At 72.5% G+C, this 23441-nt stretch carries 21 protein-coding genes and 1 pseudogene; 10 read left to right on the forward strand and 12 right to left on the reverse strand.

Annotated elements, in window-relative coordinates:
- Positions 1–76: 76 nt before the first annotated feature.
- The 3 genes from ACWIF2_RS25320 to ACWIF2_RS25330 all read right to left on the reverse strand — a co-directional run bounded on the left by ACWIF2_RS25320 (position 77) and on the right by ACWIF2_RS25330 (position 1471).
- Positions 77–724, reverse strand: a complete 648-nt coding sequence (locus ACWIF2_RS25320; RefSeq protein WP_454362927.1) for a GntR family transcriptional regulator — start codon at positions 722–724, stop codon at positions 77–79.
- Positions 725–812: 88 nt separating this feature from the next.
- On the reverse strand, positions 813–1256 hold the full coding sequence (locus tag ACWIF2_RS25325) for a PIN domain-containing protein (RefSeq protein ID WP_454362928.1): 444 nt from the start codon (positions 1254–1256) through the stop codon (positions 813–815).
- Complete coding sequence (locus tag ACWIF2_RS25330; protein ID WP_454362958.1) at positions 1253–1471, reverse strand: hypothetical protein; 219 nt, start codon at positions 1469–1471, stop codon at positions 1253–1255. The genes ACWIF2_RS25325 and ACWIF2_RS25330 overlap by 4 nt, the downstream gene beginning before the upstream one ends.
- Before the next feature lie 211 nt (positions 1472–1682).
- Here ACWIF2_RS25330 and ACWIF2_RS25335 point away from each other — a divergent pair, with 211 nt between their 5' ends.
- Complete coding sequence (locus tag ACWIF2_RS25335) at positions 1683–4880, forward strand: FG-GAP-like repeat-containing protein (protein WP_454362929.1); 3198 nt, start codon at positions 1683–1685, stop codon at positions 4878–4880.
- Between the two features lie 156 nt (positions 4881–5036).
- Complete coding sequence (locus tag ACWIF2_RS25340; protein WP_454362930.1) at positions 5037–5213, forward strand: hypothetical protein; 177 nt, start codon at positions 5037–5039, stop codon at positions 5211–5213.
- A gap of 95 nt (positions 5214–5308) precedes the next feature.
- Here the strand turns inward: ACWIF2_RS25340 and ACWIF2_RS25345 are convergent, their stop codons facing one another.
- The 4 genes from ACWIF2_RS25345 to ACWIF2_RS25360 form a co-directional block, all read right to left on the reverse strand.
- Positions 5309–5494 (reverse strand): hypothetical protein, encoded by a 186-nt coding sequence (locus ACWIF2_RS25345; protein WP_382491569.1) that lies wholly within the window; start codon positions 5492–5494, stop codon positions 5309–5311.
- An 89-nt stretch (positions 5495–5583) separates the two neighbouring features.
- A complete protein-coding gene (locus ACWIF2_RS25350; RefSeq protein ID WP_454362931.1) occupies positions 5584–6657 on the reverse strand; it encodes a glycosyltransferase in 1074 nt (357 codons plus the stop codon).
- Positions 6658–7121: 464 nt separating this feature from the next.
- Positions 7122–7805: a DUF4232 domain-containing protein gene (locus tag ACWIF2_RS25355; protein WP_454362932.1), complete on the reverse strand. Its 684-nt coding sequence runs from the start codon at positions 7803–7805 to the stop codon at positions 7122–7124.
- Positions 7806–7949: 144 nt separating this feature from the next.
- Entirely contained in the window at positions 7950–8864 is a 915-nt protein-coding gene (locus ACWIF2_RS25360; protein WP_454362933.1) for a YihY/virulence factor BrkB family protein, read from the reverse strand.
- A gap of 358 nt (positions 8865–9222) precedes the next feature.
- Between ACWIF2_RS25360 and ACWIF2_RS25365 the strand changes: the two genes are divergently transcribed.
- From ACWIF2_RS25365 to ACWIF2_RS25385, 5 genes are read left to right on the forward strand one after another with little or no spacing between them, the layout of a single operon-like run.
- A complete protein-coding gene (locus tag ACWIF2_RS25365) occupies positions 9223–10512 on the forward strand; it encodes an NAD(P)/FAD-dependent oxidoreductase (protein ID WP_454362934.1) in 1290 nt (429 codons plus the stop codon).
- Positions 10506–11264, forward strand: a complete 759-nt coding sequence (locus ACWIF2_RS25370; RefSeq protein ID WP_454362935.1) for a DUF1365 domain-containing protein — start codon at positions 10506–10508, stop codon at positions 11262–11264. Before ACWIF2_RS25365 ends, ACWIF2_RS25370 begins: the two co-directional genes overlap by 7 nt.
- A complete protein-coding gene (locus ACWIF2_RS25375; protein ID WP_454362936.1) occupies positions 11261–12559 on the forward strand; it encodes a class I SAM-dependent methyltransferase in 1299 nt (432 codons plus the stop codon). Before ACWIF2_RS25370 ends, ACWIF2_RS25375 begins: the two co-directional genes overlap by 4 nt.
- Before the next feature lie 25 nt (positions 12560–12584).
- Positions 12585–13382: a DUF1295 domain-containing protein gene (locus ACWIF2_RS25380; protein ID WP_454362937.1), complete on the forward strand. Its 798-nt coding sequence runs from the start codon at positions 12585–12587 to the stop codon at positions 13380–13382.
- A 35-nt stretch (positions 13383–13417) separates the two neighbouring features.
- Positions 13418–14119, forward strand: coding sequence for an alpha/beta fold hydrolase (locus ACWIF2_RS25385; protein ID WP_454362938.1), 702 nt, complete (start codon positions 13418–13420; stop codon positions 14117–14119).
- A 22-nt stretch (positions 14120–14141) separates the two neighbouring features.
- Here ACWIF2_RS25385 and ACWIF2_RS25390 read toward each other — a convergent pair whose 3' ends face one another.
- Complete coding sequence (locus ACWIF2_RS25390) at positions 14142–15422, reverse strand: MFS transporter (protein ID WP_454362939.1); 1281 nt, start codon at positions 15420–15422, stop codon at positions 14142–14144.
- A 245-nt stretch (positions 15423–15667) separates the two neighbouring features.
- Between ACWIF2_RS25390 and ACWIF2_RS25395 the strand changes: the two genes are divergently transcribed.
- Positions 15668–17635, forward strand: a complete 1968-nt coding sequence (locus tag ACWIF2_RS25395) for a protein-arginine deiminase domain-containing protein (RefSeq protein ID WP_454362940.1) — start codon at positions 15668–15670, stop codon at positions 17633–17635.
- Positions 17636–17701: 66 nt separating this feature from the next.
- Here the strand turns inward: ACWIF2_RS25395 and ACWIF2_RS25400 are convergent.
- Positions 17702–18066: pseudogene (locus ACWIF2_RS25400) on the reverse strand (aldo/keto reductase); the annotation flags it as partial.
- A 27-nt stretch (positions 18067–18093) separates the two neighbouring features.
- Positions 18094–19515 (reverse strand): MFS transporter, encoded by a 1422-nt coding sequence (locus ACWIF2_RS25405; RefSeq protein ID WP_454362941.1) that lies wholly within the window; start codon positions 19513–19515, stop codon positions 18094–18096.
- A 657-nt stretch (positions 19516–20172) separates the two neighbouring features.
- Between ACWIF2_RS25405 and ACWIF2_RS25410 the strand changes: the two genes are divergently transcribed.
- Positions 20173–21081 (forward strand): helix-turn-helix transcriptional regulator, encoded by a 909-nt coding sequence (locus ACWIF2_RS25410; RefSeq protein ID WP_454362942.1) that lies wholly within the window; start codon positions 20173–20175, stop codon positions 21079–21081.
- 25 nt (positions 21082–21106) lie between these two features.
- Here ACWIF2_RS25410 and ACWIF2_RS25415 read toward each other — a convergent pair whose 3' ends face one another.
- Positions 21107–21730 (reverse strand): SRPBCC family protein, encoded by a 624-nt coding sequence (locus ACWIF2_RS25415; protein WP_454362943.1) that lies wholly within the window; start codon positions 21728–21730, stop codon positions 21107–21109.
- Positions 21731–21845: 115 nt separating this feature from the next.
- Between ACWIF2_RS25415 and ACWIF2_RS25420 the strand changes: the two genes are divergently transcribed.
- Positions 21846–22514 (forward strand): TetR/AcrR family transcriptional regulator, encoded by a 669-nt coding sequence (locus tag ACWIF2_RS25420; protein WP_454362944.1) that lies wholly within the window; start codon positions 21846–21848, stop codon positions 22512–22514.
- 58 nt (positions 22515–22572) lie between these two features.
- Here the strand turns inward: ACWIF2_RS25420 and ACWIF2_RS25425 are convergent, their stop codons facing one another.
- Positions 22573–23268 (reverse strand): type 1 glutamine amidotransferase domain-containing protein, encoded by a 696-nt coding sequence (locus tag ACWIF2_RS25425; RefSeq protein WP_454362945.1) that lies wholly within the window; start codon positions 23266–23268, stop codon positions 22573–22575.
- Positions 23269–23441: the final 173 nt, after the last annotated feature.

Below are 23441 nucleotides of genomic sequence, written 5' to 3' on the forward strand. Positions count from 1 at the left end.
CTGCACGCGCCAAGCCCCGCTCACCGGCGCCGAACAGCACCGTCTCTTTCCTGCGGCCTGATCCAAACGACAGGCCCTAGCCCGCGAGCAGCACCTTGAGCGTCGACTCCAGATGGTGGTCGATGGCGGCCCACGCGGCCTGCGCGTCACCGGCTTCCAGGGCCTCCAGGATGGCCTCGTGCTCCTCCAGCACCGCCTCCTGACGGCCCTGCTGGTTGAAGAGTGCGACCACTCCGGCCCGGACCTGGCGGCTGCGCAGGCCCTCGTAGTGCCGGTCGAGGAGGGCGTTGCCGACGGCGGACACCAGGGCCGCGTGGAAGCGGTGGTCCACGGCGATGAACTCCCGGGCCTGGTCGGCACCGGTGAGTTCGCGCTGCCGTTCCAGCAGGGACCGCAGCTCGGCGACCGGTGCTCCCCCACCGGAGACGAGCTGCTGGGCGGCGTACCGCTCGACGATGCCCCGCAGCTCCATGAGCTCGCGGATCTCCCGCCCCGTCAGCGGCGACACCCGGGCGCCCCGCTTGGGCACCAGCTCGACCAGGTCCTCGGCGGCGAGTTGCAGCAGCGCTTCCCTGATGGGCGTGCGGGAGACGCCGATACGGTCCGCGAGCTCCTGCTCCGACAGAAAGGCGCCCTGCATCCCGGGATCCGTCAGGACCGTGTCCTTGAGATATGCGTACGCCTTCTCCCGACCGGACGTCACGGCAGCCCCCAGCTCTCGCATACACCTTGTATACGGACGCTACCACGGGGCTTCTCCGGCGGTGGGGCGTTCGTGGAGCGGGCGACGCTCGGCCGTGACGGATCCCGTATCAGAGCGGGAGGTCGCCGGGGAGGACGCGGAACGTCTTGTGCCGGCCCAAGGGCCGTACGGCCCGGAAGTCAGGGCGGTCGAGGGTGAGGATCGCGTCGGTGTCGTAGTCGGCGGCGAGAGCCACGTTCACCGCGTCGGCGAGATCCAGGTCGAGCGCTCCGTAGCGGACTCGAACCCATTGGGCGGCGCCCAGGTGATCCTCCGTGATCTCGGGGAGGACGACGCGGCCCCGGCTCATCCAGCGTCGGAGATCGTCGACAGCGCTGACGGCGGCCTGCCTGCCGAGCTCGCGCGTGGCCACGTGGTCGAGTTCCGCCAGCAGGAGGGGGGACATGACCAGAAGACCGGCCGACATGATCGCCTCGTTCGCCGCCCCGTGCTCGGGGTGCGTCGAGTCGAGTGCGGCCAGGAGCCCGGAGGTGCCCGCGATGACGATGATCACGTGGCGGTTCCGGAGTCCGTCTCACGGCGGACCGCGTCGGCGACCGCGTCACGGACCTCGGTCCTGGACGGTGTACGCCCCGAGCCCTCGAAGGTGCGCGAGAACAGCGGCTCGTCCCAGACACGGTTCGCCATGGCCGCGAGATGGATGCCCTCACGGATGATCTCGGCCTCGCTTATGCCCCGCCGCTTGGCCGCCTCCTTGGTGATCGCCAGGTCATGGACATGCTGTTAGGCTCCCGCCACGCGCGTGGGGGGAGCGGCCGGGGGGCCGGGGGAATGCCAGAGCGTTGCCGTAGGTCCCGCCATGCCTTCTTCTTGCCTTCCAGGAGGAACGGTGGCCCGACCCGGCCGGCACAGTCACAGACCGGTTCTTGGTTCACGCTCAGCACGCCACGGCCGGCCGGCGGCACGTACCGCGGCCGCCTTGGCGACGGCCCTGACTCTCAGCATCCCGCTGGCCGCCGCGCCGTATTCGGCGGCAGCCGCACCGCAGCCGGCCGACGCCGGCGAGTTCGTGCTGCCCGCCGCTCCACGTGCCGTCCCGAGGGCCACGCAGATCCTCAACGCCGGGACCAGCGGCTTCCTCTGGGCCCAGGAGGGCGACGACCGGCTCCTGTGGACGGAGTACGCCACCGGCACCACGACCGCGCTTGAGCAGCGGCTGGACGTCCCGGTGCAGTACGACATCGACAGCGGCTTCTTCCGTGAGGCCGCGTCCTTCGAACCCGGCCACTACGGGGACGGTTCCGACACGGTCGCCCTCTACTCGGAGGAGGACCGGCAGGTCACCCTCCTCCAGGGCGCGGGCACCTCGGGCGGCACCGCCGTGGTGCCGGTGCCGGAGGGCCACACCTACCGGGGCACCTTCGGCGGCACCGTCCTCACCAGCACCAGCGGCGTCAGCGGAAACCCGAACGCCTACCAGCTGTGGCGCGTCCAGGACGGGGGCAAGGCCGTACCGACTCCTGTGACCGGGCTGCCGGACGACGCGTCCGACGTGGTGGTCGAGGACGGCGACGCGCGGTCCGTCATCCTGCGCTACAGAACCGGTGACAGCGAGGGGAGCTGGGGCCGCTGGGGCATCGTCGACCTCGCCACCGGCACGCTCGGCGCGCTGCCCGACCGGGTCGGTCCGGAGAACGACTGGGAGGTGACCGGCTTCCGGCTGGGCGCCGACTCGGTGCTGCGGCTGCGCAGCGGGCGCGCCAAAGCCGACCTGTACGACCGGGACGACCTGTCCGCCGAGCCCCGTGCCTTCGACACGGGCGCCCTGAGCTACGACGCCGCGTACGGGGTCGTCGGCGACAAGCTGCTCGGCCTCCAACGGGTGTCGCCGGGCGACAACAAGTACCGGGGCCAGCCGCTGTGGGCCCTCGCCGCGGACGGCACGGACACGTCCCTGACCGAGGTCATGAGCCCGGCCGCCCACGGACTCGTCCAGGCACCGGACGGCTCGGTCCTCGTGGCGGGTGCCGCGCGGTACGTCGAGCAGGGCGACCTCGACTGGGGCGTGTACCGGATCGCCCGGGCCGGCGACGGAACCCTCACGCGCGAACGCGTGACCGCCGTGCGGCCGATGCCGGCACAGGTCAACGGCCTCTCGCTCGGCAGCGGCATCCTCACCACGGCCTCCAACAGCACGCTGTACGAGCCCGGCACGATCATCGGCGCCTATCGCAGCACCTGGCTCACGACGAGCGGCACCCCGGGCGTCGCCAAGGAGACCGTGGCCGGGCTGGTCGGCGGGCGGGAAGGCGACTGCGACGCCGGCAACACCCGCTGTCTGCCGATGCTCGCCGACGGCACAGGCCACCACGGCCGCCGCAACGCCACCGAGTCCGGACTGACCATGCTGCGCGCCAACGGCGCCACGAACTGGGGCCCGACCCTCGACACGGGCGACTCCACCCCGCAGCTCAAGGACCTCTCCGGGCGGTACGCGGTCATCGACGGCGCCTCCTCCGGCACCCAGTACATCGGCGAGTTCGCCGAGGGTTCGGCCGGCAAGGTGCTGCTGAAGCGGGACCGGGTCGCCGCGGCCGTCCGGGGCAACACGCTGTGGAGCGGCGCCGCGACGGGAGGAAAGGTCACGGCCACCCGGCTTCCGTCCGGCACCGCCGTGGAGTCCTTCACCACCCGCAACGGCTGCACTCCCTCCGACCTCCAGGCCGTGGGCCGCTGGGTGTACTGGACCTGTGTGGACCCGTGGGGCGACGTACAGGGCTCGGGCGTCTACGACCGTACGGCCAAGCGCACCGCCACCGCCCCGGCGGGCCGGGTCCTCCTCGGCGACGGCTACCTCGTCGAGCGGGTCGGCGGCACCCAGTCGGGCAGCGGGCTGAAGCTCTTCGATCTGCACAACGGGCTGCCGGCCGACGGCGATCACACGAAGCTGCCGAGCCGCAAGCTGGCCGACTGGACCGACATCGGCCAGGACAGCCTCAGGGCAGGCCTGAACTGGACGGTGGACCGCTTCGGCGGCGGGGTCGCGTACACCGACCGCGAGGAGCGCGTCCACCTCGTACCGTCCGGCGTTCCGGCGTCAGCCCTGTCGGCCATCGACTCCACGGTCACGGCCGGGGCCGCGAACTGGTCCGGCACCTGGTGGCTGTCGAAGCCCGCCGCCTCCTGGAAGGTGACCGTCCGCGACGAGGCGTCCGGCGCCACCGTGCGCACCCTGTCCGGCGCCGCAGCCCGCGGCCGGCTCTCGGCCGCCTGGGACGGCAAGGACTCCGCGGGCCGCCTGGTCGCCAACGGCACCTACACCTGGACGCTCACCGCCCAGCCCGCCGACGGTCAGGGCGCCGCCCTCAGCCTCTCCGGCAGCCTCGCGGTGACGGCCGGAGCGGCGGCACCGCGCGACCACGCGGGCAAGGACGGCGTCGGCGACGTCCTCACCCTCAACACCTCGGGCTCCCTCACCATCCAGCGCGGCACCGGCGCGGGCACGCTGAGCGGCAAGGTCTCCGGCGCCGGCTGGCCGAGCACCGCGAGGTTCGTGCCGTTCGGCGACCTCAGCGGCGACCGCTGCAACGACGTGCTGGTCCGGCAGAGCAACGGCGCCCTGCGCGCCTACCGCCCGGCGTGCGGTACGGCGGTGACGCCCTCGACGCCGTACACCACGCTCGCCGCCTCCGGCTGGAACCAGTACGACGTGCTGACCGCGCCCGGTGACGTGAGCGGTGACGGCCGCCCGGACCTGGTCACGCGCAACGCCTCGACCGGCACGGTCTATCTGCACAAGGGCACCGGCACGGGCAAGCTGTCGGCGCGAGTGAAGCTGTACGACAACTGGAAGTCGTACAAGAAGGTCGTCGGGGCCGGTGACCTCAACGGCGACGGCGTCGGCGACCTGCTCGCCCAGGACAAGTCGAACAACCTTTACCGGTACGACGGCACGGGCAAGGGCACGTTCAAGGCCCGCGCCAAGGTGTTCTCGAACTGGGGCGCTTCCTACAACGCGGTCGTCGCGGTCGGCGACATCACCGGCGACGGCAGGACGGACCTCGTCTCGCGCGACACCGGCGGCAACCTGTACCGCAACAGCGGTGACGGCAAGGGGTCGTTCGGCGGCCGCACGAAGATCGCGACGGGCTGGCAGGGGTACAAGGCCGTCATGTGAGGCGCCCGGGGCGAGGGACTGCACCCGTCCGAGGGACCGTGAAACCTTGTCCGGGGTGCTCAACGGCTGTATGGGCAGCGGAGACGCCACTATGAGTCCAAGCAGCAACGAGGACCAGGAGGTACCGCAATGACTGTGGCTCCAACTCGCTCTGTAGTGTCCATCGCTCGCCCAAGGAACTGGGCGGCCCTGCTCATCGTCATCGTGATCGTCTATGCGCCGGCGGCGCAGATCCAGGACATCCTGACCGGTCTGACCGCTCTGTCAGCGGTGCTCGTCTCGGGCACGGCGGTGCGGGCCGTGTCGACGCCCCAGCGGCAGATGACCGTCTGAGGACGGACCGGGCGGGAATCTCCGCCCAGAGAAAAGGGCCGGACCACACAGTGGTCCGGCCCTCCGGCTGTGACGAACGGCGAGCGGCTCCGGGCTCAGTGGCCGGCCGCGCTGGCGTCGCGGCGTCGGCGGCGAAGGGCCGCGGCGTAGGTCGTCAGACCGCCCAGGACCAGGGCCAGGCTGGCGGCGATGATCAGGTGAGCGGTGGAGGAGGTGCCGGTGGCCGCGAGGGACGCCGCCCCGGTGACGAGTCCGGTTCCGGTACCGCTGAGGTAGTTCACGATCGTTTTCCTCTCGGCAGCCTTGCGGCCGCGTCGGATCAGGCAGATGAGTCAGGAGGGTCAGGCGCTGAAGACGCCCGGCGCTTCGGTCACTTCCAGGCCGAGACGCGGGTGGCGTACGACTTCACGACCGAGGAGGCGAACCAGTAGGCGCGCACGGTGGAGAACACCAGCCCGGGCAGCATCAGTACGTCGACCAGGACGCCCTTCCAGCCGAGATGGCGGGTGCGGAAGGCGGCGTACACGATCCAGAAGGCGACCAGGCACAACCAGACCGGGTCCAGGACGAAGCCCGAGTCGGCGATCACGCCGGTCCAGACGGCCAGCCACCCCAGCGTGTAGAGGAAGCCGACGAAGCCGAACACCATGCTGGTGATGGAGAACCATGTGTGCTTGGTCCAGCCACGGCGCCGCAGGGTGTCGACCGTGCCGCGCCCCCAGCGTTCCCGCTGGCCGATCAGCTCCCGCAGGGTGGGCATGAGGTCGGTGTAGGCGATGCAGTGCTGGTTGGCCGTGACCTTCCAGCCCACTTCCTTCAGCGCGAGCGTCGTCTCGTAGTCCTCCACCAGATTGGCGTGGTCCTCCCAGAACACCTCGCCGCGCCAGCGCAGGAGGCTCAGCAACGCCTCGGTGCGGTAGAAGGAGCCCGCGCCCGACATGCTGTGGATGCCGAAGCGGTAGCGGCCGCGGGCGTAGCGTCCGTACTCCATGATCTGCATTCCCAGCAGATAGCGCTGCCAGAGGTTCTTCCACAGTCCGGTGCGGCCGAGGCAGGTGGCGCTGAGGCCGCCCAGCCGCCGGTCGGAGGCCATGACGTTGCGCGCTCGCTCCAGGAACTTCGGGTGCAGGCTGGTGTCCGCGTCCATGACCAGCAGGTACTTCGCGGTGCCCGCGAGTCCGCCGGATGCGCTGTGCAGCCAGTCGATGCCGTGGTTGAGGGCGCCGGCCTTCTTGTGCGGGTTGTCCGGAAGGTTGAAGACGACCGTGCGCGGCACGCCGGGACGGTCGGCGAACCGGCGGGCGAACTCCTCGGTCCGGTCGGAGGAGTTGTTGACCACGATGACGATCAGGTCGGGTGGTGTGCTCTGCGCGGCGAGTGATTCCAGCGCGAGCAGAACGCCGTCCTCCTCGTTGCGGGCGGGGAGGATCACGGCGGTCTCCATCAGCGGGGCCGCCCCCTGGGTGACCAGACGTCGCCGGTGAGCGCCTTGCGTACGTCGGCCTCTGCTGTGAACGGGGCTGCCGCCCTGGCGGCTTCCCTCCGTGCGTAAAGAGCCTGAACGGCTCCTCCCCGCTGCGACCGGGCGCCCGGCAGGCGTGGTCAGGTAATCGGACATGAATGTGTTGCCCCCCGGCGGCATCGCTGCCGCCATATCCTCGACAGCCGTCTGGCCGCCCCTGTTGCCTGGTGACGTCCCGATGCCATTCCCCCCGGCTCGGGACAGACGTAGCCGCCACTACGAGCAATGGCGGCACGAGGGGCCATTGTCGTGGCGGCGGTTACGGTCCCGGAAGGGTGATGAAGGGGCGCAGAGGAGCTTGCAAGAGGGGCGTGGGGTGAGGATGGGATTGGGTGGTGAGAGAGGGGAGCGCATTTCTTCTTCGCGCCCCCGAGTTGTCCCCGGTGTCAGCCCGAGAAGGGGACCGCGTCGGCGGCGGAGGTGTGCCAGCTGGTGACGACCGGCTTGTCGACGACGTAGGAATCGACCTTCAGGGACTCCGGGTTCGGGTCGTCATTGGCGACGGAGACGATGAGGCTGTCCAGTTCCTTGCCGCCGTCGCCGTCGGTGGTCTTCGGGTTGACGCCGGCGTAGGCGGTGACCCCGGCGCGCAGGGTGATCGGCTGGCCCGCCGACTGCTCCGCCGGCTCGGCCTCCGTGCCGTCCGAGCCGAAGGCGACGACCGGCAGCTCGGCGGGCAGGACGCAGGTGATGCCGGACTTGGCCTGGGCCTTGATCAGGAAGTAGCCGCCGGCCTGGGACTCGGAGCTGACGCTCCAGGAGATGTCGTTGGTGCCGCAGCTCTGCCCGTAGCCGCTCTTGTCGCCGGCCGAGTCGCTGTCGGCCGAGTCGCCGCCGCCCGTACCGGACTTGCCCGACGAGCCGCTGCCCGCGGCACCGCCGCCGGAGGACTTCGACGTGCCCGAACCGCTGCTGTCGCCGCCGCCGGACGCCGTCGGGCTCGCCTGGCTGGAGGATGCCGCCGGGGAATCCGAGGCCGACGAACCGTCACCGCCGCCGCACGCGGTCATCAGCAGGCCCGAGCCGATCACGGCGGTCACGGCGAGGGCGGTGCGCAGACGACGGTTCATTCGGGTTTCCTCCAAGGAACGACAAATGCGAGGCATCAAGTGATCGGTACCGCGCGTTTACGATCATCAAGACGGCCCCTTGCGGGATCCGGTTCACGTCGTCTCACGTCCCGGACCTCGCTGTCACGGGGCTGTGACACAGCATCAGATGTGGCGAGGTGAGGACTCCGGCTCGCTCAGTTCGGCGGTGAACTGGGCGCCGGCCAGCAGGGCCAGGTTGGACAGCCACAGCCAGACGAGGAAGACCACGACGCCGGCGAGGGAGCCGTAGAGCCTGCTGTAGGTGCTCAGCGCGGAGGCGTAGAGGGCGAAGCCCGCGGAGACGGTGAGCCACAGGGCGGCTGCGAGGGCTCCGCCGGGGAGGCTGTGGCCACGAGTGCGGGCCTCCCGGGGGCCGGTGTGGAAGACGATGACGACCAGCAGGGCCACCACGCACAGCAGGAGGGGCCAGCGCAGCAGGCTCCAGGTCCACGCGGCCATCGCGCCGAGGCCGAGGTAGCGGCCGATGTTCTCGGCGGCGGGGCCGCTCAACAGCAGAACGAGGGAACCCACGACGAGCAGACCGAGCAGGGCCAGCGCGGTGAGCAGGATGCGGTGCGCCTTGCGCCAGGGCGAGCGGCTGTCGGCCACCCGGTGCATACGGTGCAGGGCCCGGCGGAAGACGGCGAGGTAGCTGGAGGCGGACCACACCGCGCTCACGATGCCACCGAGCAGCAGGGTCCAGACGGCCGAACCGTCGTGCAGCGTGCGGGACAGCACGTCGTGCAGCGGGGCACCCGACTGGCCGGGCGCGTAGGCGGTGACGTGCGCGATGAAGGCCTCGGCCGTGCCCGGGCTGATCAGGCCGAACGCGATGGCCGTGACGAGCAGGGCGGGCAGCACGGCCAGGATGGCGTAGTAGGTGAGGGCGGCGGCGAAGTCCGACACGTCGTCGTGCCACATCGACACCGGGGTGCGGCGCAGGGCGGCGGCCCAGGGCCGGACGTGCCGGTCGCCCCGCCGGGGTGCGGTGCCGGCGGGCGGGCGAGGGGCTGCCGTGGAGCGTGGTTCAGCTGACATGGGACCTGCGGTGCGAGGGCGTGCCGAGACGGACGTGAGTACGGACACTGTAGGGGGGCAGGGCCGTCTCCGTGGGGGGCGCATGCGGTGAGGGTGGGCAGGACGTCGGTGGGGCGGCGTCCGGCTGGACCCCTACCCCCGGACGTGCGTGCGGAAGCCTCCGCCGTACCGACGCCCTGCCGTTCCGAGCCGCAGCGCACGTTCCCGACCCCTCCGCAGCCGGTTCCTGCGCGGATTCCACGGCCGCTGCGGCATCCGTACGGCGCCCCCGCCCGGAAGTACCTGGTAGCGGCCCCATGGACCCCACGTCCGTGACCGTGTCCGTGTCCGTGTCCAGGTGCGACCAGGAGGAGGGGCGATGTCACAGGTGCCGGGGAGCGCCGCGCGGGAGCGGCGGCGCACGGCCGTGATCGGCAGCGGGGTGGCGGGCCTGACCGCCGCGTACGTGCTCGCCCGCGCGCACCACGTCACGCTGTTCGAGGCCGACGACCGGCTCGGCGGGCACGCCCACACCCACGAGCTGACCTCGCCCGGGGGCACGACGTACCGCGTCGACTCCGGCTTCATCGTGCACAACCGCCGCACCTATCCGAACCTCCTGCGCCTCTTCGGCGAACTCGGCGTCTCCACCCAGGAGTCGGAGATGAGCATGTCGGTACGGTGCGAGGGCTGCGGCCTGGAGTACGCCGGCGCCCGTGGCCCCGCCGGGCTGTTCGCCCGGCCCCGCGACGTTCTGCGGGGCGCCTATCTGCGGATGCTCACCGAAGTGCCCGCCTTTCACCGGGCCGCGCGGCGGCAGCTCGCCCGAGGGGAGGAGCAGGCCCTCACCCTCGGGGAGTTCCTGGACCGCGAGGGCTTCTCACCCTACTTCCGCACCCACTTCATGATTCCGCTCGTGTCGGCGGTGTGGTCCTGCGACGCAGGCATCGCCCAGCGCTACCCGGCCGTCTATCTGTTCCGTTTCCTGGAGCACCACGGGCTGCTCTCGGTGAGCGGCTCACCGACGTGGCGCACGGTCACCGGCGGCTCCCGCTCGTACGTGGAGCGGGTGGCGGCCCGGCTGGACGAGGTGCGCCTCGCGGCTCCGGTCCGGGCCCTGCGGCGGCATCCCGACGGCGTCGGCCTCACCACGGCCGACGGCACCACACGGTCGTACGACTCGGTGGTCCTCGCGACGCACCCCGACCAGGCCCTGCGGCTGCTGTCCGATGCCACGCCGGAGGAGAAGGAGGTGCTCGGCGCGTTCCGGTACTCCCGCAACACCACGCTCCTGCACACCGACACCCGGCTGCTGCCGCGTGCGCGCGGGGCGCGGGCCTCGTGGAACTACCTGATGCCGTCGTGCGGGGCGGGCGCCGACCGGGTGCGGGTCAGCTACGACATGAACCGGCTCCAGCGGCTCGACGCCACCGAGACGTTCGTGGTCACCCTCGGCGGCGAGAACCGTGTCGACCCGTCCCGGGTCCGCGCCCGCATGGTCTACGAACACCCCGTCTACACCCCGGAGTCGGTGGCCGCCCAGCAGCGGCTGCCCGACCTGGGCGGCCCCGTCACGGCGTTCGCGGGCGCCTATCACGGCTGGGGCTTTCATGAGGACGGCTGCCGGTCCGGGGTGGCGGCCGCCGCGGCGCTGGGGGTGCGATGGTGACGACGCCCATATCCACGCCCGCGCCCGCCCTCTACTGCTGCGCGATCGCCCACGTGCGCACCGCGCCCCTGCGGTACGCGCTGCGCCACCGCACCTACATGTGGCTCATCGACCCCGACCGGCTCCCCGAACTCCCCCGCTCCCTGAGCCCGTTGGCTCGCTTCGACCCGCGCGACCACTTCTCCGGCCACCACCCCTCCATCCGTGCGGGACTGGACGCCTTCCTGACCGGCCACGGGGTGCGGCTGGACGGCGGACGGGTCGTGATGCTCACCCACGCACGGGTCTTCGGACACGTCTTCAACCCACTCACCGTCTACTGGTGCCACGGCCCCGACGACACCGTGCGCTGTGTGGTCGCCGAGGTCCACAACACCTACGGCGAACGCCACTGCTATCTGCTGCGCCCCGATGCCTCTGGGACCGCGGTGGTCGGCAAGGAGTTCTACGTCTCTCCCTTCTTCCCCGTCGACGGCCGCTACCGCATGCGCCTGCCCGCTCCCGGGGACCGGCTCGACCTCACCGTGCACCTGGAACGAGAGGGCGGCAGGCCGTTCACGGCGACCGTGCGCGGGGCGCGTCACGAAGCCCGTAGGGGAACGCTGCTGCGGCTGGCCCTGCGCCGGCCCTGGTCCACGCTCGCCGTGTCCGCGGCCATCCGGCTGCACGGCATCCGTCTGTATCTGCGCGGGCTGCCCGTCCGGCCCCGACCCGAACACCGGACCCCGAACAGCAGGGAGAACTCCGCATGACGACAGCCGAGCTCCGACCCGGCGACACGGGGCGGACCACGGCCGTGCCTCCCGAGGCCGATGCCGTGGCCGTGGACGCGGCCCGCTGGCCCGATGTCGCCCGGCCGCCGAAGGCCTCCCGGGCCCGGACCGCGATCACGGCAGCCGTCGTACGACATGCCCTGCGGGACCTGCCGCTGCACGTCCGCTTCCCCGACGGCACCTCGCTCGGGAGGGGCGGCCCCGTACTGGACCTCCACGACCCGGAGGCGTTCCACGCCCGCGTGGGCAGCCAGGGCCTGGTCGGCTTCGGCGAGTCGTACATGGCCGGCGAGTGGGACGCGCCCGACCTGGTCGCCGCCCTCACCGTGCTCGCGGCGCGCATGGGCGAGCTGATTCCCGCACCGCTGCAGCGGCTGCGCGGACTGTGGGCGCCGCGCCGGCCGGACGTCCAGCGCAACACCCCGGGCGGCTCCCGCACCAACATCAGCAGCCACTACGACCTGTCCAACGACCTGTTCGCGCTGTTCCTCGACGACACCCTCAGCTACTCCTCGGCCCTCTTCCGCGGCTTCCCGGCCGACTGGGACCTGCTCGCCGCCGCCCAGCACCGCAAGATCGACCGGCTGCTGGATCTGGCCGGCGTGCGGGAGGGCACCCGGGTGCTGGAGATCGGCACCGGGTGGGGCGAGCTGGCGGTCCGCGCCGCCGCGCGCGGAGCGCACGTCACCTCGCTCACCCTCTCCCGCGAACAGGCCGTCCTCGCCCGTGAGCGCGTGGCGGCGGCCGGTCTCGCCGAGCGGGTCTCGGTGGAGCTGTGCGACTACCGCGAGGCACACGGCACCTACGACGCCGTCCTGAGCGTGGAGATGGTCGAGGCGGTGGGCGCGGAGTTCTGGCCCGTCTACTTCCGCGTCCTCGACGAACGGCTGGCCCCGGGCGGACGCGCCGCCCTCCAGGCCATCACCATGCCCCACGAGCGGATGCTGGCCGCCCGGGACACCTTCACCTGGATCTCCAAGTACGTCTTTCCCGGCGGTCTGATCCCCTCCGTCGAGGCCGTCGCCGCGACCGTCCGCGACCACACCCGGCTGAGCGTCACCCGCCGGGACGCCTACGGCGCCCACTACGCCGAGACCCTGCGCCTGTGGCGCGAACGCTTCGCCGGGCGCGCGGACGAGGTCGCCGCGCTCGGCTTCGACGAGACGTTCCGCCGGCTGTGGACGTTCTACCTCGCCTACTCCGAGGCCGGATTCCGCTCCGGCTACCTGGACGTGCAGCAGTACCTGCTCACCAAGGAGGCCACGCACCGATGACTCCCACAGCTGGGCCGGCCCGGCCGTGAACGGGTTCGCCTGGGCCGCGTTCGCGGTCGGCCTCGCGTGGTCCGCCGGGGCCGCTCTCGCGGTGATGCTGGTGACCTTCGCGGTCGCGGTGCGCAAGGGTGTGCACCGGATCGTCGACGTGGCCTGGGGTCTCGGGTTCACCGCCGTGGCCGTGACGGCCTTCGTGGCGTCGGCGGGCAACGGTGACCCGGGGCGGCGGATCCTGGTCACGGTGCTGACGGTGGTCTGGGGGCTGCGCCTGGCCCTGCACATCGCCCGGCGCGGGCGCGGACACGGCGAGGACCCGCGCTACGAGGAGATGCTGGCCAAGGCGCCCGGCAGCCGGAACCTCTACGCGCTGCGGATCGTGTATCTGCTGCAGGGCGCGCTGGTGTGGCTGGTGTCGCTGCCGGTCCAGGCCGCGCAGTACATCACCGGGCCGATGACGGGGTGGGCCGTGGCGGGCGCCTGTCTGTGGGCGGTCGGCGTGTTCTTCGAGGCGGTCGGGGACGCCCAGCTGGCCCGGTTCAAGGCGGATCCGGGGAACAAGGGCCGGATCATGGACCGGGGGCTGTGGCGCTACACCCGTCATCCCAACTACTTCGGGGACTTCTGTGTCTGGTGGGGCCTGTTCCTGACCGTCTGCGACGCGCCCGCCGCGGCGGCGGCCGTCGTGGTGTCGCCGGTGGTGATGAGCCTGCTGCTGACCAAGGGCAGCGGAAAGCGGCTGCTGGAGCGGCATATGGCCGAGCGCCCGGGGTATGCCGCGTACGCTGCCCGGACCAGCGGCTTCTTCCCGCTGCCACCCAAGTGAACGGCACCCCGCGAGGGGACACATGAGGAGCGCGGATGACGGTCAACGAGCGGGAGGGCACCCCCGGGGCCGGGGTGCCCGGTGTGCCGGCCGCGCTGGTGCCGCGCCGCGTCCCCGGTGCGCCGCGTGCGGCCGTGCTGTTCCTGCACGGCGGCCGGTCCGAGGGCCGGGCCCCGTCGCGGCCCTGGCATCTGGCGGCCCTGCGGATGAGGCCCTTCGTGCGGGCCGTCGCCGCGGCGCTGCCGGACGACGGGGTCTTCCTGGGCGAGGTGCGCTACCGCGTGCGCGGCTGGAACGGCACCGACGGTTCCGAGGGTTCCGAGGGTTCCGAGGGCTCCGAGGGTGACGCCCTGCGGGACGTCCGGCGGGCGCTCGACGAGCTCGCCCGCCTCGCCGGTGACATCCCGGTGGTTCTCGTGGGTCACTCCATGGGAGGTCGCGCCGCCCTGCGCGCCGCGGGCGCGCCGCAGGTCCGGGCGGTGCTGGCGCTGGCGCCCTGGTGCCCGGACGGCGAGCCGGTGAGCCAGTTGCGGGACAAGGACGTCGTCGTGATCCACGGGGACCGGGACCGCGTGACCGACCCGAGCGCGTCGGTGGCGTTCGTGGACCGGGCCCGCGCGGCCGGGGCCCGGGCGGATGTGCGCCTCGTGCCGGGCGGTGACCACGCGATGCTGCGGGGCGACACGAACTGGCACCGCCTCGCGGCCTCCACCGCCGTGGGGATGCTCCCGCCCTGAGGCTGAATCACGAGCGGACTTCTCAGGGCCGTCCCCCGGTCTCCCCCCGCTGCTCGTGCCGTCCGAGGCCGTGGATCAGGGCCACCGCCAGCGCGCTGATCAGCAGCAGCACGCTCATGTACAGGACCACCGGCCAGGGTTCTCCCCCGGCCGCCTCCAGCAGGGCCGCCGCGATGAGGGGTGCGGTGCCGCCCGCCAGCGCCGCCGCGACCTCACGGCTGAGGGCGACTCCGCTGAACCGGGTCCTGGTCGTGAACAGGTCCGCCAGGAAGCCCGCCTGGGCGCCGAGCTGGGCCCCCAGCAGCAGCCCGCTCAAGCCGAACGCGAACCACACGTATCCGGCCGCCCCGGTGTCCAGCAGCCAGAAGAAGGGGAACGCGAACGCCGCCGCGCCGACCATGGCCCAGCCGAGCACCGTCCGGCGGCCGACCAGGTCGCCCAGCGCCCCGGCTACCGGCGTCGCCACCGTGCTGCACGCGAAGTAGATCAGCGCGCCGACGAGGGTGACCGTACGGGAGACGCCGAGCTGCTCGGTGAGGTAGGCGAGCGCGAACACCACCGGGATGTACGCGGCGACGTTCGGCCCGATACTGCTGATCACCCCGAGGACGAGGGTGCGCGGAGCCCCTCGGGCCAGCTCCACGGCGGGTGCCCGGGCGACTCCCCGCTCCCGCTTGGCCTCCTCGAACATCGGGCTCTCGGCCACGCTCACCCGGATGTAGAAGCCGGTCGCCGTGACGAGGAGGGTGACCAGGAAGGGGATGCGCCAGCCCCAGTCGAGGAAGTCGTCCTGGGGCAGGGCCGCCACGGCGGCGACCGCCCCGGCCGAGAGCAGCGCGCCGGCCGCCGCACCCGCCGGGGGGATGGCGGCGTACCGCCCGCGACGCTCCGGCGTGGCGAACTCGGCCAGGGTCAGGGAGGCGCCCGCGTACTCGGCGCCCGCGCCGAACCCCTGGATCATCCGCAGCACGACCAGCAGCGCGGGAGCCCACGCCCCGGCGGTCGCGTACGTCGGCAGCGCGCCCATCAGGGCGCTGGCCAGGCCGACGGTGACCAGCGTGATCACCAGCATCCGGCGGCGGCCCAGCCGGTCCCCGTAGTGCCCGATGACCAGCGCGCCGAGCGGCCGGACGGCGAAGCCGACCGCGAACGTGGCGAAGGACGCCAGTGTCGCCGCGACCGGATCGCCGGGCGGGAAGAACAGCCGGTTCAGGACGAGCGCGCTCATCGTGCTGAACAGGATGAAGCCGTACCACTCCAGCGCCGTGCCGATGGTCGTCGCCAGCACCACGCGCGTCAGCATGGACGGTCCCACACCGGCCATACGCCGCATATACCGCATACGGCCACTCTGCGCCAGCGTCCCGGCCGCCCCGCCGCACCCCGCCGATACCGGGAGCGCACAACCGTCGGACGGACGCAGCGCCCACTCCGGCCGTCAGGACACCGTCCGCCCCGGCAGCGGGCGGTAACCGCCTCTCCACAGGCAACGCACAGGCCCTCTTCCGCCTCTTGCAGAGCGTCACCCCCAACTGAGAGGTCCGCGCTGTGCGTTCACGTACTCACATACGTCCACGTCTGCTTCCGGCCGGGTCACTGGTCCTGGCCCTCGCCGCGGCCGGGTCCGTGCTGGCCGGGCCGGCCGGCTCCGCCTCCGCCGCCGAGACGGCCGGCCGTGCCGATCTGCGCGTCGACGTGAACCGCGACGGGCGGGTCGATGTCACCGGCGGCAGCGACAAGAGCGGCGAGGACGGCTGGTCCGTCGGGCGCGGAGCGGTCTACCTGCCCAACATCGACGACGACACCAAGCGGTGTCCCGTCACCGGACCGGGCGGCAGCCCCCTGTCCGACGCCAAGCTGGCCGCGTGCAACGACGGCACCGACACGAAGGTCAACGGCACCACGGACGCCGCCGACCTCGCCCGGGTCCGTTCCGTGCCCCTGCCCGGTCTGCCCGCGAACGCCAAGGGCAGCCTGAAGGTCACCACGGGCGGCAAGCACGCGCACCTCTTCCTCAAGCGCGCCGGGCAGTGGGTCCTGGTGACGCCGGCGACCCGGCTGACCGCCGCCGAGCTGCGGGCCGGCGTGGAGTTCGGCATCGAGGCCACCGACGTCGTCCGGGACACGGCGAAGTGGGACGGCCGTGCGGTGGTCCGGCTGACGGTGACGTCCGGGCAGCAGACCACCTCCGACGCCGTCACCCTGCGGGTGGCACCGCTGCTGACCCAGCACCACCTGCAGAACACCCAGCAGGTCATGGTGACCGAGGTCCAGGGTGAGGGCGAGTACAGCCGCCTCCAGCAGAAGTTCGTCGCGGAACTCGGCAAGGAGGTCAAGAAGGCCGGGGTCACCACGCCGCTGGTCAAGTTCACGAAGTACGCCGACCCCTGGGCCCAGGACTTCGTCGAACCGGCCTACGTCAACATGACCGGGCCGAACGGGCAGCCGCAGGTGATGCGCGTGATGCTGCGCTCCGCCCAGCCGGACCGGGACGCGGGCCGGGAGCTGTTCGAGAAGATCCGCGGCCGGGACATCGGCGTCGTGCAGGTGAAGGACCCGGCGGAGCCCGACGACTGGTCGCTCAACTCCTTCGGGAACCTGGAGACCATCCCGCCCTACGCGCAGGGCGGGCGCTCCTTCCCGGCCGGGCGCATCATCATGGGCGAGCGCAAGGACAGCGGGGCACGCCCGTCGAAGGTGATGCGGACGATGCTGAAGTCGCAGGGCATGCAGGACCCGCTGCTGCTCGACACCTCCTGGCTGGGCGTCGGGCACGTCGACGAGTTCGTGCAGTTCCTGCCCGCCGACACCCCGCGCGGCTGGCGCATCGGCGTCGCCGACCCGCAGGCGGGGCTGAAACTGCTGCGCGACGCCAAGCGCGACGGGCACGGCGCCACGAAGATGTTCTCCGTCCCGGGCCGCAGCGACAGCCCCGCGCCCAAGGAGACCATCGACCAGGCGCTCGCCTCCCGGCACCTGGTGGCCGACAACGAGATGGCGGCCCGGCGCATCGCGGCCAACCTGGAGATCCTCAAGCGCGAGACGGGCGTCACCGACGGGGAGATCGTGCGGGTGCCCGCGCTGTACACCCGTGAGTCGGAGGCCTTCAGCGCCGAGGGCCAGGACGTTCCCGTGCCGCGGCTGACGCGCATGGGCGCCGCGCCCGACCTCGTGGACAGCCTCAGGGACCGCGGCCAGCAGAAGTGGCTCGCCGAGAACCCGGCGGCCCCGCGTGCGGCGGCTCCGGCGGTGCAGACCAGCGCGTACGTGCCCGGCGCGGTCAACGGCGTGCTCCTGGGCCGCGACCGCTACCTCGCCCCGCGCCAGTGGGGGCCCGTCATCGGCGGCAAGGACATCTTCACGGAGGCCGTCAACGCCGTCTACACGCGGGTCGGCATGAAGGTGTCGTACATCGACGACTGGTACACGTACCACCTCGGCATGGGCGAGGTGCACTGCGGCACCAACACCCTGCGCGACGCCTCCGCCGCGTGGTGGCGGCAGCCGGCACGGTAGCGGGTCAGTCCTCGACGCGGACCCGTCCGAGCCTGCTGACCATCGCGGGGTCGCGGTGGTCAGCAGGAGGTCCTGCATGGCGCGCCACTCGCTGTAGACGTCGCCGTAGGGCTGGTGGATCAGATAGAGGTCGAGGTGGTCCAGACCGAGCCTGCGCAGCGAGGCGTCGAACGCGCGCTTGGTGTTGTCCTCGCCCGGGTCCTGGACCCACAGCTTGGTGGTGACGAAGAGTTCCTCGCGCGGGACGCCACTGGCCTTGATGGCCGGCCGACGGCCTCCTCGTTGCGGTAGGCGGCGGCGGTGTCGAGGGAGCGGTAGCCGGCGGCCAGGGCGTCGGTGACGGCCTGTTCGGTCTGCTCCGGCGGGATCTGGTACACGCCGAATCCGAGGATCGGCATCTCGATGCCGTTGTTGAGGGTGACGTGGTGCATGGGGTTCCTTTCGTTCCTCTGTGCGGGTCAGCGGGCCCGCCGGACAGGTTCCAGCAGCCAGGTGGCCACCGTGCTCAGGGCCACGACGGTCGCGGCGATCACGAGGCTGGTGTGCAGCCCGGAGACGAACCGGGCCCGGTCCGCGACCAGGGCGCCGAAGGCGGCGACGGCCAGGGCGCCGCCCAGTTGGCGGGAGGCGTTCAGCACGCCGCTCGCGACTCCGGCCCGTTCGGCGGGTACCCGCTCCAGCAGCAGGGCCGTCATCGACGTCACGGCCAGCGCGCCACCGGCGCCGACGGGCACCATCGGCACCACCGTCAGCCACACCGGCGCAGAGACGGGCAGGGCCGCCATCGCCAGCAGGCCCCCGGACATCAGGGCCTGGCCGGTGATCATCGGCATCCGGGCGCCGAACCGTGTCGCGAGCCGGGCGGCGACGGGCCCCATGAACGCGGTGATCACGCTCATCGGCAGGAACGCCACACCGGTGGCGAGCGCGCTCAGGCCGTGCACCTGCTGGAGGTACAGACCGAGCAGGAAGACCATCCCGTAGAAGCCGACGTTCAGGGCGAAGCCGATGGCGGCCGTGAGGGACATCGTGCGGGAGCGCAGCAGCGGCAGCGGCGTCATCGGGTACTGGCCGCGGGCCTGCGCGACGACGTAGACGGCGGCGGCCAGGACCGCCACGGCGAGCGCGGCCGGCACCCGTACGGCACCGAAGCCGACCGCTCCGGCTTCGATGGCCGCGTACGTCAGGCCGCCGAGCGCCGCCACGGCGGCCACCTGGCCGACCCCGTCGAAGGGCACCGCCCTGCGCGGGGACGGCTGGGCGTACTTGAGGAGCAGCAAGGCCCCCGCGCCGACGGGCAGGTTGACGAAGAAGACCATCCGCCAGTCGACCACCGTGAGCAGGCCGCCCGCCACGGGCCCGGCGGCCGCGCCGACCGCGCCTGCCGCGCCCCACAGGGCGATGGCCCGCGCGCGCTCCGCCGGGTCGGGGAAGGTCTCCCGCAGCAGGGCGAGCGAGGACGGCAGGACCATCGCGGCCCCTACGCCCTGCACCAGCCGCGCCGCCACGAGCACGCCCAGGTTCGGCGCCGGCCCGCACACCAGGGACGCCGCGACGAACAGCGCGAGTCCGCCGGCGAAGGCCTGACGTGCGCCGACGCGGTCGCTGATCGCACCGGCGGAGAGCAGGAACGCGGCGAACGTGAGGGTGTAGCCGTCGACCACCCACTGCAGGCCGGTCATGCCGCTGCCGAAGTCCTGCCCGATCGAGGGCAGGGCGACGTTCACGATCATCGCGTCGACCATGATCGTGAAGAACCCGAGCAGCACGGCGGCCATCGCCGCCCGCCCATCGGTCCGCCGCCGGGGCGGCCCGACGGGGTCGGCCTGCTGGGCGTGCCCGTTGTGGGGGACGAGGGGTGGGCGGGCGGACGTGGTCACGGGGGAATCTCCTGCACTGGGTGGGCGGGGGGCGTGCCGGCTGGCGCGCTGGGCGGGGCGGGGTGCGGGCCCGACACCGCTGCGGCACCGGGCGGGGCGGGCACACGCCCGTACCTCCGCTGGGCGGGTAGCCACCCGCCCACGGCACAGGACGGGCCGGGCGCGCACCTCCACCCCGCGCGGGCGGGGGGCGGGTACGCACCCGCACCGGACGGGCCAGGCCCACACCCACACCCCGCGCCGGGGGGTACACACCCGCACCCCCACCGAACGGGCAAGGCCCACACCCACACCCGCACAGGACGGGCCGGGCGCACACCCACACCCCGCGGGGGGGCGGGTACACACCCGCACCCTCACCGGACGGGCAAGGCCCACACCCACACCCGCACAGGACGGGCCGGGCGCACACCTTCACCCTGCGGGGGGGGGCGGGTACGCACCCGCACCGGACGGGCCAGGCGCACACCTCCACCCCGCGCGGGGGCGGGTACGCACCCGCACCGGACGGGCAAGCGCACGCCCGGCGCTTCCGGTTGGCTGCGGGATCGAGCCTCGCGTGATTCCGGTCGCGGTGGCAGGCCGGGGCGTTCGGGGGGAGTGACAGGGCCCCCCACTTCTCCGCTGGGCCGGTCGGGGCGGTGTGACACTGGCCGTATGGCAACCGAGCAGAGCGGTGGCGGGACGGAGCTGGGGCAGTTCCTGCGTGCCCGCCGCACCCAGACCCTCCCCGATCAGGTCGGCCTCACCGTGGGGCCCGGTCTGCGCCGTACCCCCGGCCTGCGCCGGGAGGAGCTGGCGACGCTCGCCGGGATGAGCATCGACTACTACGTCCGGATGGAACGCGGCAAGGAGACCCGCCCCAGCCCCGCCGTGCTCGACGCCCTCGCCCGCGCCCTGCGCCTCGACGACGCCGAGCACCAGCACCTGCGCGAACTCGCCGCCCGGGCCGCCCGGTACGCCCCCGAACTCCCGCCGGCGCCCAGCCGGACCGTGCGCCCGCACCTGAGGCTGATCCTGGAGACGCTCCGCCCGAGCCCGGCATACGTCATCAGCCGGAGCATGGACCTGCTCGCCTGGAACCCCGGCGGCCTCGCCCTGTACGCGGGGATCGCCGACTGGCCCGCCGGGCAGCGCAACCTCGCCCGCTATCTCTTCCTGCACCCCGCCGCCCGCGGTCTCTTCCCCGACTGGGACGAGCAGGTCCGCGGCTGTGTGGCCCGGCTCCGCGGCCTGGCCGGCACCGCCCCGGACGCGCCCGACCTCACCCGGCTGGTGGGCGAACTCGTCCTCAAGAGCCCGGACTTCGCCAGGCTGTGGGAGCGCTACGACGTCATCGGGCGCAAGAAGCTCCAGAAGACCTTCCACCACCCCGAGGTCGGCGTCCTCACCCTGACCGGCCAGAGCATGCAGCTGGAGGGCACCCCCGGCCAGCGCCTCGGCGTCTACACCGCCGAACCCGGCACCCCCGACCACGACGCCATGCTTCTCCTCGACCTCACGGCCCCCGGGCCGGCCGGGGCCCCGGAGACGGAGGCCGGGCGGGGACGGCGCTCGCGGTCCTGAGGGGCCCTCACCGCCTGATCGCCCCTCAGCCGTGCTGTTCGGCGGTCTTCTTCAGGTCGTCGAGCCACAGGTCGAGACCCCTGCCGAGCACCTCCCGGGCGGTGGGGACGTCCGTCTCGACCTGGTCGCCCGTCCAGGTCTCCTCGGTGTGGACGCGCACGCCGCCCTTGACCTTGCGGTACGTCCACAGATGGACGCCCTCGTCGATGCGCAGCCCCTCGCCGATCGCGGGTCCGCTCCACAGGACGCAGTCGCGGTCGCGGAGTTCCCGGACGGTGGAGGTGATCTCGAGCGTGGTGGCGGGGGTGGTGGGGGTGGCGGGCGCCGGAGTCGTCCAGCGGAACTGCGAACCCTGGCGCAGGGGGCCGTGGTCGAGGCGTTCCATGGAGGTGACCGGGCGCTGCCAGGACGGCCAGGCCTCGACGTCGGTCTGCAGCTTCCAGATGGTGCTCAGCGGGGCCTTGATCACCGTGTCGGCCTCGTAGCGGATGAGGGCGTCGCCGTCGACGCCCTGCCCGCGGCACTGGGACGTGCCGCGGTGCGGGGCGGCGGCCTGGGCTGCGGGGACGGTGCTCGCGAGAACGCCGGCCACGGCGAACGCGACCAGGCCCGTGACGGTGCCGCCTCGTAAGTTGCTGCTGCTGATCATGGTGTCCCTCTCGATGTCCCGTGACTTGCCTTCGAGTTACGCCTCTTCTCTTTCGTTAGAAGTTGTAACCCTACAACTAAGGGAGTGTCAATAACTTCAGTGATAGCCTCTAACAGTGACTGAAGCAGGCGCGACGAAGACCCCCCGCGAGCGCTACCGCGCCCAGGTGCGTACGGAGGTCAAGGAACACGCGTGGGAGCAGATCGCCACGGCGGGGGCGTCCGCGCTCTCCCTCAACGCGATCGCCAAGCGGATGGGGATGAGCGGGCCCGCGCTGTACCGGTACTTCGCCGGCCGCGACGAGCTGATCACCGAGCTCGTCACCGACGCCTACCGCAGCCTCGCCGACACCTTCCGCGCGGCTTCCGGGGCCGGGGCCGACGTCGTCGCGCTGGGGCACGCCCTGCGCGGCTGGGCCCTGGAGGACCCCCAGCGGTACCTCCTCATCTACGGCACCCCCGTCCCCGGCTACCACGCGCCCGACGACGTCACCGCGATCTCGTCCGAGATCATGGCGACCCTGCTCGACGCGTGTGCCGCGCCGCACCGGGACGGCGAGGGCAGCGCGGCGACACCGCTGGACGCGTATCTCGAGGAACACCGGGACTGGGCGGGCGCCCACCCCGCCCCGCCCGCGGCCCTCCGCCGGGCCCTGGCCTTCTGGACCCGGCTGCACGGGGTGCTGTCCCTGGAACTCGCCGGCCACTTCGCCGGTATGGGGATCGACCCCGCGCGGCTCTTCGCCGCCGAGCTGGACGAACTGTCCCGCCCGGCGGCGGACTGACGGGCCTCGGGACCCGCGCGGTCACCTGCTCCTGGACGACATGGGCGTCAGCGCGCTGTCAGGGGAGCTTCTTGAGCAGCTCGGCGGCGAGCGGGGCGGAGGAGGCCGGGTTCTGGCCGGTGACGACATTGCGGTCGACCCGAACGTGCGGTGCCCACGGCTCCCCGGTCTCGACCGTCAGACCGGCCTCGGTCAGCCGGTCCTCCAGCAGCCACTTCGCCTTGTCCGCGCTGCCGGCCAGCCGCTCCTCGGCGTTGGTGAAGGCGGTGATCCGGTAGCCGGCGTAGGCGTTGGTGCCGTCCTCCCGCACCGCGGGCAGCAGCGCGGCCGGGCCGTGGCAGACCACGCCCACCGGCAGCCCGGAGTCCACCGCGCGGGCGAGGAGGCTGCCGGAGTCGGTGTCGACGGCCAGGTCCTCCATCGGGCCGTGGCCGCCGGGGACGTACACCGCGTCGAAGTCGTCGAGACGTACGTCGGCCAAGGTCAGCGGGGTGCGGAACTCCGGGGCGCCCTCCAGCACGGCCTTGATCTTCGCGGCGTTCTCCTCGCCGCCCGCCGCCTGCGGGGCCAGGCTGCCCGGGTCGACCGGCGGGACGACGCCGTTCGGGGTGGCCACGGTGATCTCGTGGCCCGCAGCCTTGAACGCCTCGTAGGGGGCGACCGCCTCTTCGGCCCAGAAGCCGGTGCGGTGCTTGCTGCCGTCGGCCAGCGTCCAGTGGTCGGCGCCGGTCATCAGGAAAAGGATCTTCGCCATGGGGTGCTCCTACGGTTCTGAGGGGTGGTGGGTCCGCATGGTCCGGCCGCGTCGTCACCTACGACGCTAGAGCCGGTGCCCATCGGAGTACCAACAGGAGGCCGATTTCACTCTGCTCGTGGCCTCCCCCGGCTGGGCCCGGCGCATCGCCGCGGATCCGCGGGCCGACGGCG

The organism is Streptomyces sp. NPDC055506, from assembly GCF_053643595.1.

What these genes read in the sequence shown, in the direction of transcription:
- ACWIF2_RS25320 (WP_454362927.1), bottom strand. Translation starts at nt 724, where the DNA reads ATGCGAGAGCTGGGGGCTGCCGTGACGTCCGGTCGGGAGAAGGCGTAC.
- ACWIF2_RS25350 (WP_454362931.1), bottom strand. Translation starts at nt 6,657, where the DNA reads ATGGAGACCGCCGTGATCCTCCCCGCCCGCAACGAGGAGGACGGCGTT.
- ACWIF2_RS25355 (WP_454362932.1), bottom strand. Translation starts at nt 7,805, where the DNA reads ATGAACCGTCGTCTGCGCACCGCCCTCGCCGTGACCGCCGTGATCGGC.
- ACWIF2_RS25360 (WP_454362933.1), bottom strand. Translation starts at nt 8,864, where the DNA reads ATGTCAGCTGAACCACGCTCCACGGCAGCCCCTCGCCCGCCCGCCGGC.
- ACWIF2_RS25365 (WP_454362934.1), top strand. Translation starts at nt 9,223, where the DNA reads ATGTCACAGGTGCCGGGGAGCGCCGCGCGGGAGCGGCGGCGCACGGCC.
- ACWIF2_RS25370 (WP_454362935.1), top strand. Translation starts at nt 10,506, where the DNA reads ATGGTGACGACGCCCATATCCACGCCCGCGCCCGCCCTCTACTGCTGC.
- ACWIF2_RS25375 (WP_454362936.1), top strand. Translation starts at nt 11,261, where the DNA reads ATGACGACAGCCGAGCTCCGACCCGGCGACACGGGGCGGACCACGGCC.
- ACWIF2_RS25385 (WP_454362938.1), top strand. Translation starts at nt 13,418, where the DNA reads ATGACGGTCAACGAGCGGGAGGGCACCCCCGGGGCCGGGGTGCCCGGT.
- ACWIF2_RS25390 (WP_454362939.1), bottom strand. Translation starts at nt 15,422, where the DNA reads ATGCTGACGCGCGTGGTGCTGGCGACGACCATCGGCACGGCGCTGGAG.
- ACWIF2_RS25410 (WP_454362942.1), top strand. Translation starts at nt 20,173, where the DNA reads ATGGCAACCGAGCAGAGCGGTGGCGGGACGGAGCTGGGGCAGTTCCTG.
- ACWIF2_RS25415 (WP_454362943.1), bottom strand. Translation starts at nt 21,730, where the DNA reads ATGATCAGCAGCAGCAACTTACGAGGCGGCACCGTCACGGGCCTGGTC.
- ACWIF2_RS25425 (WP_454362945.1), bottom strand. Translation starts at nt 23,268, where the DNA reads ATGGCGAAGATCCTTTTCCTGATGACCGGCGCCGACCACTGGACGCTG.